The 13,247-nt window shown below is 63.9% G+C and carries 13 protein-coding genes, 1 tRNA gene and 1 other RNA gene; 9 read left to right on the top strand and 6 right to left on the bottom strand.

Annotated elements, in window-relative coordinates; genetic code table 11:
• The first annotated feature begins 71 nt into the window (after positions 1-71).
• Positions 72-680: a translation initiation factor IF-2 subunit beta gene (locus P2T57_RS14010; RefSeq protein ID WP_276299836.1), complete on the top strand. Its 609-nt coding sequence runs from the start codon at positions 72-74 to the stop codon at positions 678-680.
• 125 nt (positions 681-805) lie between these two features.
• A complete protein-coding gene (gene azf, locus P2T57_RS14005) occupies positions 806-1,588 on the top strand; it encodes an NAD-dependent glucose-6-phosphate dehydrogenase Azf (RefSeq protein ID WP_276299835.1) in 783 nt (260 codons plus the stop codon).
• A gap of 3 nt (positions 1,589-1,591) precedes the next feature.
• On the opposite strand, the gene P2T57_RS14000 is transcribed toward azf, so the two are convergent.
• Both P2T57_RS14000 and P2T57_RS13995 read right to left on the bottom strand, forming a co-directional pair.
• On the bottom strand, positions 1,592-2,209 hold the full coding sequence (locus P2T57_RS14000) for a DUF309 domain-containing protein (RefSeq protein WP_276299834.1): 618 nt from the start codon (positions 2,207-2,209) through the stop codon (positions 1,592-1,594).
• 221 nt (positions 2,210-2,430) lie between these two features.
• Positions 2,431-2,503, bottom strand: a tRNA-Arg gene (locus P2T57_RS13995).
• Between the two features lie 129 nt (positions 2,504-2,632).
• Between P2T57_RS13995 and P2T57_RS13990 the strand changes: the two genes are divergently transcribed.
• Both P2T57_RS13990 and P2T57_RS13985 read left to right on the top strand, forming a co-directional pair.
• Positions 2,633-3,190 carry a hypothetical protein gene (locus tag P2T57_RS13990; RefSeq protein WP_276299833.1) on the top strand — a complete coding sequence of 186 codons (558 nt, stop codon included), beginning with the start codon at positions 2,633-2,635 and terminating at the stop codon, positions 3,188-3,190.
• A 110-nt stretch (positions 3,191-3,300) separates the two neighbouring features.
• Positions 3,301-4,737, top strand: coding sequence for a single-stranded DNA binding protein (locus P2T57_RS13985; RefSeq protein ID WP_276299832.1), 1,437 nt, complete (start codon positions 3,301-3,303; stop codon positions 4,735-4,737).
• 16 nt (positions 4,738-4,753) lie between these two features.
• On the opposite strand, the gene P2T57_RS13980 is transcribed toward P2T57_RS13985, so the two are convergent.
• A complete protein-coding gene (locus P2T57_RS13980; RefSeq protein WP_276299831.1) occupies positions 4,754-4,978 on the bottom strand; it encodes a hypothetical protein in 225 nt (74 codons plus the stop codon).
• A 449-nt stretch (positions 4,979-5,427) separates the two neighbouring features.
• On the opposite strand from P2T57_RS13980, the gene P2T57_RS13975 reads away from it, so the two are divergent.
• The 4 genes from P2T57_RS13975 to P2T57_RS13960 all read left to right on the top strand — a co-directional run bounded on the left by P2T57_RS13975 (position 5,428) and on the right by P2T57_RS13960 (position 7,789).
• Positions 5,428-5,859, top strand: a complete 432-nt coding sequence (locus P2T57_RS13975; RefSeq protein ID WP_276299830.1) for a histone family protein — start codon at positions 5,428-5,430, stop codon at positions 5,857-5,859.
• Positions 5,860-5,995: 136 nt separating this feature from the next.
• Positions 5,996-7,015: a histone deacetylase family protein gene (locus P2T57_RS13970; RefSeq protein ID WP_276299829.1), complete on the top strand. Its 1,020-nt coding sequence runs from the start codon at positions 5,996-5,998 to the stop codon at positions 7,013-7,015.
• Between the two features lie 61 nt (positions 7,016-7,076).
• Entirely contained in the window at positions 7,077-7,586 is a 510-nt protein-coding gene (locus P2T57_RS13965; protein ID WP_276299828.1) for a hypothetical protein, read from the top strand.
• Positions 7,587-7,603: 17 nt separating this feature from the next.
• A complete protein-coding gene (locus P2T57_RS13960; RefSeq protein WP_276299827.1) occupies positions 7,604-7,789 on the top strand; it encodes a hypothetical protein in 186 nt (61 codons plus the stop codon).
• Positions 7,790-7,806: 17 nt separating this feature from the next.
• Here P2T57_RS13960 and P2T57_RS13955 read toward each other — a convergent pair whose 3' ends face one another.
• Both P2T57_RS13955 and rnpB read right to left on the bottom strand, forming a co-directional pair.
• Entirely contained in the window at positions 7,807-10,320 is a 2,514-nt protein-coding gene (locus tag P2T57_RS13955; protein ID WP_276299826.1) for a heavy metal translocating P-type ATPase, read from the bottom strand.
• A gap of 451 nt (positions 10,321-10,771) precedes the next feature.
• Positions 10,772-11,159, bottom strand: an RNA gene (gene rnpB / locus P2T57_RS13950) — RNase P RNA component.
• A 194-nt stretch (positions 11,160-11,353) separates the two neighbouring features.
• Here rnpB and P2T57_RS13945 point away from each other — a divergent pair.
• Positions 11,354-11,956, top strand: coding sequence for a TIGR00296 family protein (locus tag P2T57_RS13945; protein WP_276299825.1), 603 nt, complete (start codon positions 11,354-11,356; stop codon positions 11,954-11,956).
• A 51-nt stretch (positions 11,957-12,007) separates the two neighbouring features.
• Here the strand turns inward: P2T57_RS13945 and P2T57_RS13940 are convergent, their stop codons facing one another.
• Positions 12,008-13,159, bottom strand: coding sequence for a nicotinate phosphoribosyltransferase (locus P2T57_RS13940; RefSeq protein ID WP_276299824.1), 1,152 nt, complete (start codon positions 13,157-13,159; stop codon positions 12,008-12,010).
• Positions 13,160-13,247: the final 88 nt, after the last annotated feature.

Genomic DNA, 13,247 nt, shown 5'->3' with positions numbered 1-13,247 from the left:
GGACCCCTCCGACCGGGCCGTGTCTCTCCCAAACACGGAACGCCTTTTAATGTCCAACACCTGATTCGCCTATGGACTACACATCTAACCTCGACCGAGCGATGGACGCGACACCGGACTTCGAAGGCGAAGGCGACCGATTCAGTTACCCGGACTCCAACGCACAGAAGGACGGCGCGTTCACGCGACTCACCAACCTCGGCGACATCGCCGACGCACTCGGCCGCGACATCGAACACGTCCACAGCGCGCTCCAGCGCGAACTCGGTACCAACGGGAAACTCGAAGACGGCCGCGCCCGGTACAACGGGACCTTCTCCGGTTCGGACTTCGACGCCGCCTTGGATAGCTACGTGCAGGAGTTCGTCCTCTGTTCGGAGTGTGGCCTGCCGGACACCCGCCTCGTCCGCGAGAACCGCAACCTGATGCTCCGGTGTGACGCGTGTGGTGCCTTCCGGCCCGTGACTAAGCGTTCGACCTCCAGCCAGAACCAGAACCGCGAGGCCGTCGAGGAGGGAAGCACCTACGAGGTCAAAATCACCGGCACGGGTCGCAAGGGCGACGGCGTGGCCGAGAAGGGCAAGTACACAATCTTCGTGCCCGGTGCCCAAGAGGGCGACGTGGTGCAGGTCTACATCAAGAACATCAGCGGCAATCTGGCGTTCGCGCGACTGGCATAACTCCCGGTCTGTCGTCCCGTTCTTCTTCATCTCGATTTTTCACGCGACCGAGAGCGACGACTCTGCGGACCGGCCTTCGGACGAATCGTACCTTACTTATCATCCCATTCCCTCTCTCAACCTGAATGGACGACCCAGTCCTGCTTACGGGCGCGGAAGGCCGCGTCGGGCAGGCCATCCTCTCGGACCTCTCGGGCGAGTACGACTGGCGACTGCTCGACCGAGACCCGCCGACCCGCGACACCGACCACGAGTTCGTGGTCGCCGACATTACCGACGAGGAGGCCGTCCGCGAGGCCGTCGAGGGCGTCGGTGCCATCGTCCACCTCGCTGGCGACCCGCGCCCAGAGGCCCCGTGGAACAGCGTCTTGAACAACAACATCGACGGCACCCGGAACGTCTTGGAGGCCGCCAAAGACGAGGGCGTCGAGAAGATTGCGTTCGCCTCGTCGAACCACGCGGTCGGGAACTACGAGACCGACGAGCGCACTCCCGAGATGTATCGGCCCCACGACGAGTTCAAACTCGACGGCGAGGAACTCCCGCGGCCGAGCAACCTCTACGGCGTGAGCAAGGCGACCGGCGAGATTCTGGGTCGGTACTACCACGACGAACACGGCCTGAGCGTCGTCTGCGTCCGCATCGGCAACCTGACCAAGAACCACCCGCCGAAGGACTACGAGCGAGGACAGGCCATGTGGCTCTCCCACCGAGACTGCGCCCACCTGTTCGACCGGTGTCTCAAGGCCGACTACGACTACGAAATCGTCTACGGTATCTCGGACAACGACCGGAAATACTACTCCATCGAGCGCGCCAAGGAAGTGCTGGGCTACGACCCGCAGGACAACTCCGCGGAGTTCCCCAACGCTGAGTACGACGAGCATCCGCCCGAGAGCAAGCCCTAATCGTCAGTCGAACAGTCCGTCTACGTCCTCTTCTTTGTGGTCGCGTTTTCCCACCGCACCCTCCATTCGCTGAAAGATGATTCCGCGATTAGCGGCGTCGCGCGCGAAGTCCATGACGAACGTGACGAACTGGCTAGTTGCCTGTTCGGAATCGAGGTCGTCGCGGGCGTAGTCGATTGCCTTCTCGATGATTTCCTCGTCGTAGCCGTACTCCTCGGCCAGTACCTCGGCGACGACCGCGCTGGCCTCGAATCGCAGGTCCTCGGCGAGGAGCGCGGTGTCCTCGTAGGTCAGTTTCGGCGGTGCAACGCGCTCGACGTGTTCGGGGTCTGCGGCGACTGCTCGGAGGTAGGCCCGGACCTCGCCGACGTTGACCGCGCGGTAGTCCGCCGGGAGGCCAGCGAGGTAGTCTGCACCGCTCTCGGCGAGACCCCGGACGCCCTCCCAGTTGGCGTGCTGGGCGTGGTGGACCGCCGCGGTGAACTGGATGAGGCCGTGGAGGAACCGCTCGTCGTCGGTCTCAGGTTCGAGGCCGAGCCAATACTCCTCCCACGCGTCGTGGGCCGCGTGGAACTCGCCGTCGTTGTAGATGGCGATACCGGCCCGGAGGTGGTCTCTCATCTGTTCGGAGGTTCGGGGTCGGCGGGGAAGGGTCCTTCGGGATTAGAGAAATACCCGTCGCTCGTCGGTTGGTTACAGCAGAAACGTCCTGACGGAGATTTGAACTCGCCGAGACGGTCCGGGCGTGCGACTCGTCTGCTCAAATCTCCGCGATGGAGTTTCCGCGACGCAGAGTTGCGAGAGCCATGGAAGGCTCTCGCGGTGTTGCGTCGCGGCAGAAACGTCCTGACGGAGATTTGAACTCCGGTCCCTGGCTCCGCAAGCCAAGAGGATAGTCCACTACCCTATCAGGACTCATCTCTACGTATGCCGGTTCCATTAATAGGGGTTACGGTCTGATTACGCAGTGGCACAGCGACGCAAGGACAAATAACAATTTTTCCATCCGCGATATATTTGAAACTGCGCGTCGTGGCGCTCTGTATGGAGCGACGAAAACTACTCGCAAACTTCGGTGCGATACTCGGTACCGCGTCTCTCGGTGGGTGTCTGAGTCAGTACGAGGAGGCCGCCGGCGGCGTGGACGAGACCACCACCGGGACCACTGCAAAGCGAGAGACGACGACAACGACACGGCCGCCGACGCTCGCGGGCACGACGTTCGAACTCACCGACGCCGGGTGCGGTCAGCCGACCAACGAGGCCGAGGTCGGTTTCGACGCGGAGAGCGGGTCCGTCAGCGTCACCGGGACGATTTCGGGGTCGAACGCCTGCTACGTGGCCGAACTCGCCGACGCGGGCTACGACCCCGAGACCGGGACGCTGGAACTGACCGTGGCCTCGATGCAGAAAGACGAGGCCGGGGCCTGCGCCCAGTGTATCGTGGAAATCGACTACGAGGCCACCGCCTCGTTCGAGGACGGACTGCCAGCAGAGGTTCGCGTGGTCCACCAAGCGATGGGCGAGGCCGAGACCGTCACGACCGCGGCAACCGCGACAGCAACGACGGCCGGGGCGACCACGACCGCCGACTCCGAGTAGAACCAGATAGCGGCCGAGCGTTTATATCCGAAGACGGGACGAAACCTCCTCACGATGGCGTACCGACACAGACATACACCAGCACCCACAACCAGTTTTCGAGAAAAACAATGGGCGCGATAGAGGACGTTTACGCCGACCTCGACGCCGACGTGTCGCTGGAGGAGTTCCGCGAGGCGGTCGAGGAGAAGGTAGAGCAGATGGGCGGTCTCGCCGACGAGGAGACGGCCGCGATGCTCATCGCCCACGAGTTAGACGAGGAAGGTGGGGAAGTCGAGAGCATCGCCGACATCGAACCCGGAATGGAGGAAGTCAAGTTCGTCGCCAAGGTCGTCGGCGTCGGCGACGTGCGGACCTTCGAGCGCGACGACGAGGACCGCGACGACGGCCGAGTCCTCAACGTCGAGGTCGCAGACGAAACCGGGTCGATTCGAATCACGTTCTGGGACAAGCAGGCCGACGCTGGCGAGGAAGAACTGGAAGTCGGCGACGTACTCCGAATCGCGGGCCGACCCAAGGAGGGGTACAACGGCGTCGAGGTCAACGTCAACGACGCCGAACCCGACGCCGAGACCGACATCGACGTACAGGTACAGGACACCTACAACGTCGAGGACCTCTCGCTGGGTCTCTCCGACGTGAACCTCCGCGGGAAGGTACTGGACACCGACGAGATTCGGACCTTCGACCGCGACGACGGGTCCGAGGGCAAGGTCGCCAACCTCAAACTCGGCGATTCGACCGGTCGCATCCGGGTGACCCTCTGGGACGAGCGCACCGAACACGCCGACGAGTTCGACCCCGGCGTCTCGGTCGAAGTCGTGGACGGCTACGTCCGGGAGCGCGACGGGAGTCTGGAACTCCACGTGGGCAACCGCGGTGCAGTCGAAGAAATCGACGAGGACGTCGAGTACGTCCCCGAGACGGCGGACATCGACGGCCTCGAAATCGGCGACGAGGTGGACATCGGCGGCGTCGTGCGCGAGACCCAAGACAAGCGCACCTTCGACCGCGACGATGGCTCGGAGGGCCAAGTCCGGAACATCCGCGTGCAGGACGACACCGGGGACATCCGAGTGGCGCTGTGGGGCGAGAAAGCCGACAAGGACATCGCGCCGGGCGACGAGGTGCAACTGGCCGACGTCGAGATTCAGGACGGGTGGAAAGACGACATCGAAGGCTCTGCGGGGTGGCAGTCCACCGTGACCGTCCTCGGCGAGGCCGACCCCTCGGCGGGGTCGAACGCCAGCGGAGGCGACGACGCCGCGAGCGCCGGAAGCGACAGCACGGGCCTCGGTTCCTTCGGTGGCGACGGCGGCGGGGCCGCGGCCAGCACTGCCGAGACCGCAAGCAACGGCGGGACGGAAGCGACCGGCGAGCAAGTCGAGTTCACGGGCACCGTCGTTCAGGCGGGCGACCCGATTATTCTGGACGACGGCGACGAGACCGTCAGCGTCGAGTCCAGCGCCGACGTGACCCTCGGCGAGAAAGTGACCGCGCGCGGCGAACTGCGCGACGGGACGCTCGACGCCGACGACGTGTTCTGACCTCTCGGCGGTTGTTTCAGCTCTCGAACGGTTCTTCGTCGCGGTGATTGTCCGCGTTCTCCTGCTCGCCAGCGGCGTCCTCGCGCTCCTCGTCCTGCTCGACGCGGGTCTCGTCTTCGAGTTCGTCCTCGCGGGCCTGTTCGGCTTCGGCCTCGTCTTCGTCGGTCTCCTCTTCCTCGCCGGGCGCTCGCTTCTCCTCGGCCATCTCGGTGTCTCGCTCGTGAGGATTGTCGTCCGACATGGCGTGGTATTGGGTAGCGAGACGGTTATGTCTGCTGGCAGTTCGGGGCGGATTAGTGCCGTAAAGGAATATTTAGATATATTTGGGAATTATTTGTGTATCTCTTAGAAACACCCTCATTTCTAAACCCAGTTTAGATGGTCCAGAGGAGTTTTCTGCGAACCGAGGTGTTTGCAGAGAGGAGGTAGGTGGGTAGTCCTCCCTCTGTGGAATCTACCGCGCGCGACCGTAACCAGCACCATGACCGCCCCGCAACTATCAGACAACCGCCTCACGCCGGTGCGGCGAATCAGGATTCGGAGTCGAGTAGACGAGGACCGGCGTACACTCCGACGACAGACCCCAGTGACCGAGTTTGCGGAGAAGCGGCAAAACCGTCCGAAACGGGAGCAGGTGCCTCGAAAGACGCTTCGGAAAGAACTAAGGGCGCGAGATTCGCGGGTTGGAACATGAGCGTCGAGTTGCCGTTTGCTCCGGTAGACACGATTATCAGGCGGAATGCAGACGAACTTCGAGTCAGCGCGGACGCCGCAGAGGAGTTAGCGCGCCGGATTCAGAACCACGGCGCGGACCTCGCCAAGGACGCCGCCGAACACGCGACGGCCGACGGGCGAAAGACCCTGATGAGCGAGGACTTCGGCGTCGAGCAGGTCGTGGACAAGAGCGACCTCGAACTCCCCGTCGCGCCCGTGGACCGCATCGCGCGACTGGAAATCGACGACAGCTATCGGGTGGCGATGGACGCCCGCATCGCGCTGGCGGACATCCTCGAGGACTACGCCGACAACGTGGCCAAAGCCGCGGCCACCCTCGCGCGCCACGCCGACCGGCGAACGGTCAAGGCCGAGGACATCGAGACGTACTTCAAGTTGTTCGAGTGACTCCCGGTTCGGGTCGGAGACGCCGGCACCGCCCCCGACGGGAGCGAAGCGATTAAATTCCGTTACGTTCCAATGATAGACGTGCTATCGACTCCCGAATCTCCCCCGCAGTCGAGAGCCACCTACGCTTAAATACATGAACTTCGGCTACAGCGAGGAGTGTCTCGCCCACGATACCGGCGAGCGCCATCCCGAGAACCCCGACCGACTCCGCGCCATCAGGGAAGGACTGGCGCGAAAGCACGGCGTCGAATACGTCGATGGCGACCCAGCGACCGCTGACTGCGTGAAAGCGGTCCACGACACCGACTACGTCGCGGAGTTCCGCGAGTTCTGCGAGTCGGGTGGCGGGAACTGGGACCCCGACACCGTGGCGGTCCGAGCGACGTGGGAGGCCGCGCTCCAGTCGGCCGGGTTGGCCTGCTGGGCCGCCGAGGCCGCCCTCGACGGCGAGGACGGTCGGAACACCCCCTTCTCGCTCGGCCGACCGCCGGGCCACCACGCCGTCGAAGACGACGCGATGGGTTTTTGCTTCTTCAACAACGCCGCAGTCGCGGCCCGCCACGTCATCGAGGCCGACGACCGGGATGCCGAGTCGGTCGCCATCTTCGACTGGGACGTGCATCACGGCAACGGGACCCAAGACATCTTCTACGACGCCGGCGACGTGTTCTACGCCTCGCTTCACGAGGAGGGCCTCTATCCCGGCACGGGCGACATCGGAGAGACCGGCGAGGGCGAGGGCGCGGGCACCACCCTCAACGTCCCGCTCCCGGCGGGCGCTGGCGACCCCGAGTACCGCGACACCTTCGACGAGTTGATTCGACCCGCCCTCCGGGACTTCGACCCGGACCTCCTGCTCGTCAGCGCGGGGTTCGACGCCCACCGCCACGACCCCATCTCCCGGATGCGGGTCTCGACGGAGGGTTACGGCATGCTGACCGACCGCGTGCGGGACCTCGCCGACGAGATGGGTTCGGCGCTCGCGTTCGTCCTCGAAGGCGGGTACGGTCTCGACACCCTCTCGTCCAGCGTGGCCGAGGTCCACGAGACCTTCGACGGCAAGCGTCCGCTGACGCCCGACGACGAAGCTGACGACGACGTGACGGAGTTAATTGCAGAAGTTCAGGAGTCACATCCGATTTTTGAGGAATAAGGTTCCTCTTTCCATCTAAGATTCGATATGTTTTTCAGCAGGAAATGAGTCGAAATAGCTGATGTCGGACATCGACTTCGACGACCCATTGGTATTTCCCTCTCACTCGGGGGAAACCGAGGAACTACTCTACTGCTACTATGGAGTTGATAATTGGAAACGTCCCACTAAGTTTACCGTCCGACTTCAGCAGGCAAGCCACCGAAGAGAAGATGGAAAGCTCGTACTCAAAGACGTTGCTCGATTTGACCACAACGGACACAGCGCTTTTGAGTGGAATCCAGCAACGGGAGATGGATTTCACATTGACGTGTATCCAAACGGTGAGAAAGAGAAAGTTTGGCTCGCAACACCGCCAGCGGGTGTCAACTACGATGTGCTGAACGAGAGATACCCGCCGTCAGAACGCATTCACGCGACGATGGAATACTGCCGAGATGTTTTTGTAGACGATTCGAATCGAGCATATCTTCTCCAAGTTCGACAGGGGCAAGTAGAGTTCGAGCACCATAAGGTAGGGCTTGCCCCACCGTCGTCAATAGTAGAGTCGTCCGAACGCTTATTTGGATAGGTTAAGTAATGATACGTATGAATCACCACGTCGTTGACCCACCGGAAGACCCCCATCACAGCCAAGAAGAAGTCCTCGAATCCGTAGCAAACCGTCGTGGTATCACAGTCGAAGAACTAAAAGAACGCCGTAAAGCGGCTGGCCTTGACTCCGAGGTGGAAAACGACGGCGAGGGGTCCGAAGAGGTAAGAGTCGAAGGTTAGTTCGGCAATTTCTTGCGCTATTCTTCGGGTTCGACTCTCGCCAGTCGCATCGCGTTGCCGGTCACGCCCAGACTCATGCCCATGTCGCCGACCAGAATCGCCATCGCCACCGAGACCAGTCCAAGAGGAGCGCCGACCGCAAGCACGGCCTTGACTGCGAGACTGGCCCAGATGTTCTGGCGGATGACCGCGTTGGCCTTCCGCGAGAGGCGATAGAGGTAAGGCACCTTCCGGAGGTCGTCGCCCAACAGCGCGATGTCTGCCGTCTCGATGGCGGTGTCGGTCCCTGCCGCGCCCATCGCCACGCCGACCGTGGCGGCGGCCAGCGCCGGGGCGTCGTTCACGCCGTCGCCGACCATGGCGACGGTGCCGTGTCGCTCGGTGAGGTCTTCGACCGCTTCGACCTTCTGCTCGGGGAGGAGTTCCGCCCGGTAGTCGTCCACGCCGACCTCCTCGGCGACGGCGCGGGCCGTGCCCTCGTTGTCGCCGGTGAGCATGACGCACTCGACGCCCCAGTCCTGCAATCGGGAGACCGTCTCGCGCGCGGACGGCCGAACCTCGTCGGCGATGGCCAGCACGCCCTCCAACTGGTCTTCGGTGCCGACGAGGACGACCGTTTTGCCCTCGCGCTGGAACCGGGGCACCACGTCGGCCAGCAGGTCGAGGCAGTCCTCGCGGTCGTCGCACTTGCTCTCGGCGGCGTCGGCGACGACCTGCCCGCCGTCGGTACTCAGGTGGACGTGTTCAAGGTCGAAGCCCAACTCCGCGAACAGCGCGGGCTTGCCGGCGTAGTGGGTCACGCCGCCGAGGTCCGCGCGGACGCCCTTCCCGGTCAGACTCTCGAAGTTCTCGATGGGGCGGTCCTCCCCGTGTTCGTCGTGGGGGTTGCTGGTGCCGTGAGCATGCTCTACAATTGCTTGCGCAATCGGATGTTCGCTCCGACGTTCGAGGTCGTGGGCGCATCCCAGTAAATCCTCCTCGTCGTTGCCGTTCAGCGGGACCGCGTCGGTCACGGCCAACTCGCCCTCGGTCAGCGTCCCGGTCTTGTCGAAGGCGACTGCTTCGACCGCGCCCATGGATTCGAGGTGCGGGCCGCCCTTCACGAGGACGCCGTTCCGGGCCGCGCTGGTGACCCCCGAGACCACCGAGACGGGCGTCGAGATGACGAACGCGCAGGGGCAAGCCACCACCAGCAGGGTCAGGCCGCGGACGAACCACTCGCGGAACTCGCCGCCCAACAGCAGAGGCGGGCCGAACGCGGTCACGAGTGCGCCAGCCACGATGATGGGCGTGTAGTAGGCCGCGAACTTCTCGATGAACTGCTCGCGGTCGGTCCGGTCGCGCTGGGCGTCCCCGACCAACTCGATGACCTGCGAGAGCGTTGTCTCGTCGGCCTCGGCGGTGGCCTCGACTTCGAGGTAGCCCTCCTCGTTGATAGTCCCGGCGTACACCTCGTCGTCCTCGGACTTGTCCACAGGGACGCTCTCGCCCGTGATTGGGGCCTGATTCACCGCGCTGGTTCCCTCCAGCACCCGGCCGTCCACCGGAATCTTCTCGCCGGGCCGGACGACCACGGTTTCGCCGACGCCGACCTCCTCGACCGGGACGGTCTCCTCAGTCGTCGCCCCGTCGGCGTCCGTGCGCCTGACGGTCGCGGTGTCGGGCGAGAGGTCCATCAACTCCCGGACCGAGTTGCGCGCGCGGTCCATCGAGAAGCGTTCGAGGAGTTCCGCGATACTGAACAGCACCGCGAGCGTCGCGGCCTCGAAGTAGAGACCGACCGCGACCGCAGAGACGACGCCGGTCCCCATCAGCAGGTCGATGTCCAGACTCAAGTTCTTCGCCGAGTAGTAGCCGTTCCGGAGAATCTCTTGTCCGGCGATTCCGGCCGACAGCAGAAGTAGGACCGCCGAGAGGTGGAACTCGCGCCCGACCGCCGAGAACAGGAGCGCGTCGGCGCTCGTCAGGAAGAACTCCAGCAGGAGACCGACGACCATGAACCCGGCCCCGGCCCACGTCTTGAGCGCCCGAGGACTCGTCCAGACGTCGCTCGGCCCGGCCACGTCCGGACCGCCCTCGTCTCCGGTCGCACTCTCGACTTCGTAGCCTGCGCTCTCGATGGCCGCGACGACTCGCTCGCGGTCGGCGTCGCCGGCCACGCGGACCTCGCCGGTCGCCGGGCGCGTCTCGAAGGACGCGACGCCCTCGACACCTTCGAGGGCGTTCTCGACTTTCCCGGCGCAGGACGGACAGTCCATCTCGGGGACCGACAGGCCGAGTTCGTCCTCGCCGTCGCTCGACTCGACTGCGTACCCGGCGGCCTCGACGCGCTCTCGGATGTCGCCAGCGTCGGTCTCCTCGGCGTCGTAGGTAACTGCGAGCGTGCCAGTCGTCGGGGCAGGGTCGGTCTCGCGCACGCCGTCGAGTCGTTCGACGCTCCCGGTTACTTTTCCTGCGCAAGAGGGACAGTCCATCTCGGGGACCGAGAGTCGAACCGTCCGCTCGCGCTCGTCGCGCTCTGCTGTCGTCATTAGCTGTAGATAGTCACTCAGTAGTTATTAATTGCACTGTCAGAGAAACCGCTTCAGGTAAGAGTTATTAATAACTTACTCCGATTCAGTTGTTAAGGTCGGCGAAAGTGGCCCTTTCTCTCCGAGAAAGCTCACGTTTCCGGTTTCGTGAAACGGTTCACGAGCGTTCATTGCGTTACGAACCGGTCGTAACCGCGAACAATGTCTAACTGTGTGTCCGACTTATTGTGAAAGACCCCCAAATCACGCTCAATGAGCGCCTTCGAGACCGGGCCGAAAACGAACGCCGTCAAAATCGGGGCCGCAGTGACGGTCCTCGCGGCAGAGATACTGGTCGGACTCGGACTGCTGGTCGTCGTGTTGGGGTAGCACGCGGGAACCGCACCGAGGAGACGAGCGAAGCGACACAGACGACGAAAGCGCGAGAGCGTCCGCTAGTCGGGTAGAATGTGGCTGAGGGGAGTAAGCCCCCTTCTGTTCTTCCGAGTATTCGGCTGAGCGTCCGCGCAGTCGTCCGGGCTACCTAATCCGCACGGACTTGCACCAGCGAGGATTCGCCGTTCCATCCGTTCTCTCCGTTCGCGTGGCGTAGCCACAAGCGTGGCCTTGCCACGTCGTCCTCGGTGGGTTAGCTCCCCGTTCCTTTACTCGGCGTGAGCCGTTGTCGGTTCGGGTTCGCGCACCTCATCGGTCCCGGAGAGGGGTCTCGTTTCTGTTCCAGAGCCAGCGGTCTCCCGCTCCGGACTTGCGTCCGGTCGCCTGCCCGGACGGTGGGGGGACTTTCCTCACGTGCCCGCCGGCGTCGCCGACAGGCTCGCGGGAACCCGGCTCCCTCTGCCAACCGACTGTAGCGCCCCGCCGGGTTTAAGCGGTTCGGTGAGGCGGGGCCAAAAGTGGCGAAATCCGAGATTACGCGGGCGAGAGGCCCTCGTTACCCCGTGATAATCTCTCCCACGTGAAACGTAGTGGGACATTTCCGTGTTTAGTATTGAAGGGAAGACTTGAAGGTACTTCCGGGCTTAGGGGATTGTGTATGGCACAGGCTCAGGCAGTAACTCTTTCCTACGAGGATGGTACGCGGGCCGTAGAACTCGCACGCGAATCCGTCGAATCCTACGTCATCAACGGGCAACGCGAACAGCCCGGTAGCATGCGCGAGGCCTTCTACGCGCGAACCGGTGTGTTCGTCCGGCTCGCGTCCACCCGAGGACGCGGCCGACTCCGGGGGTGTGACGGGGCGTACGAAGGTACGGACCAACTCGGCCACCTCATCGTAGACTCGGCCATCAGCGCCGCCAGCGACACCTCGTGTGGCTCCGAGGTCGAGGAGGCCGAACTTCCAAACCTGAAAATCTCGGTCTGCGTCGTCCGTGACACCGAGTTCTCGGAGAATCCGGTAGACGACATCGAACTCGGTACCCACGGCGTCGCCATCGAGGGCCGAGGAGAACAGGCGTGGATGTACCCGACGGTTCCCATCGAGAACAACTGGAGCGTCTTCGAGTACCTCGACCGAACCTGCCGAAAGGCCAACCTTCCCAAGGGCGCGTGGGAGGACGACGACGTGATGGTGACGCTGTTCGACGGGCAGGTCTTCAGCGAGCGCGAACCTGAGGGCACGGTCGAAGAACTCTAACGCAGGATTTTTCCGTACTTTCCGAAAACGCCACGACCGACAGCGAAACAGCTACGCTTCCTCTCGGAACCCGACCGCCTCGGCGTCGTCCAGCGCGCGCTCGGCGGCCTCGTCGATGTCGAACTCCCGGACGATTTCGCCGTCCCGGATGAGGGGTTCGAGGAGGGCCTCGCCACCTTCGGGGTCGGCGCGGTCCGCGAGGCCCACATGGTGGCCCCCATCGGGCGTCCGGAAGACCTGCTTCTTGCCCGAGAGTTTGCCGCGCTTGGCGACGAGTTCGCCGTCGAGTTCCACGATGTCGAGCGCGAAGTCAAGCGGGTCGGCGTTGCTGACGTGGCCGCCGACGCCGAACCCGTCGGCGAGGTCCCGGAGTTCACGGAGGTTTTCGGGACCGAGGCCACCGCTGACGAAGATTTCCACGTCCTCGTAGCCGCGGGCGTCGAGTTCCCAGCGGACTTCGCGGATGATGTGGCGGAAGTCGCCGCGGCGGGAACTCGTGGTATCGAGACGAACCCCGTCGAGGGCGTCGCCAAGAGCTTCTGCGGCGCGGATGCTCTCGTCCTTCTCGTCGGAGTAGGTGTCGCAGATGGCGATGCGGGGGACCTCGGGCGCGACTGCCTCGTCAAAGGCCTTCCACGCCTCCTCTTGGTCGCCGAAGGCGATGACCAGCGCGTGGGGCATGGTCCCGCTGGCCTCTCTGCCCAGCACTTCGCCCGCCGCGACGTGCGAGAAGCCGTCGAGGCCCGCGATGAGCGCGCCGCGCTCCACCATCGGCGCGATTGACGGGTGGACGTGGCGCGCGCCGAAACTCAGGACCGACGAGTCGGGTGCCGACCGCCGCGTTTCGAGGCCAGCGGTGGCGACCCCGCTCTGGTGGGAGAGGAATCCCAACAGCGAGGTCTCGTACCGGGCGAAATCGAGGTAATCGCCCTCGATTCGCATCACCGGCCCGCCGTCGAACAACTGGCCCTCGCGCATCGCGTCGGCGTCGATGGGGAGGCCTTCGAGGAGTCGGGCGGTGTCTTTCAGGCCCGCCAGCAGGTCGAACTCGCCGGTCGGGAACTGGTCCTGCGTAATCTCGGCGACCACGCGCGGGTTCCGGTCGGCCGCAGAGAGGGTCTCCTCGGTCCGCAGAAAGTAGGCGTCGGTGGCCGTTCCGTCGCCGATGGCCTCCTCCGACAGTACGTCGAATCGGTCGCTCACCGCCACCACCTCGGGAGAGTCATGACGGGACGTTCTCTCGCTGGAGCGAAAAAGTTCCCGCTTGCAGGTCGAACGAGAGAGCCGAGGG

This window comes from Halorussus lipolyticus (assembly GCF_029338375.1).
Classification (GTDB): domain Archaea; phylum Halobacteriota; class Halobacteria; order Halobacteriales; family Haladaptataceae; genus Halorussus; species Halorussus lipolyticus.
Note: the sequence above shows the minus strand (reverse complement) of the source record. Positions and strands in the feature narration are given on the sequence as shown.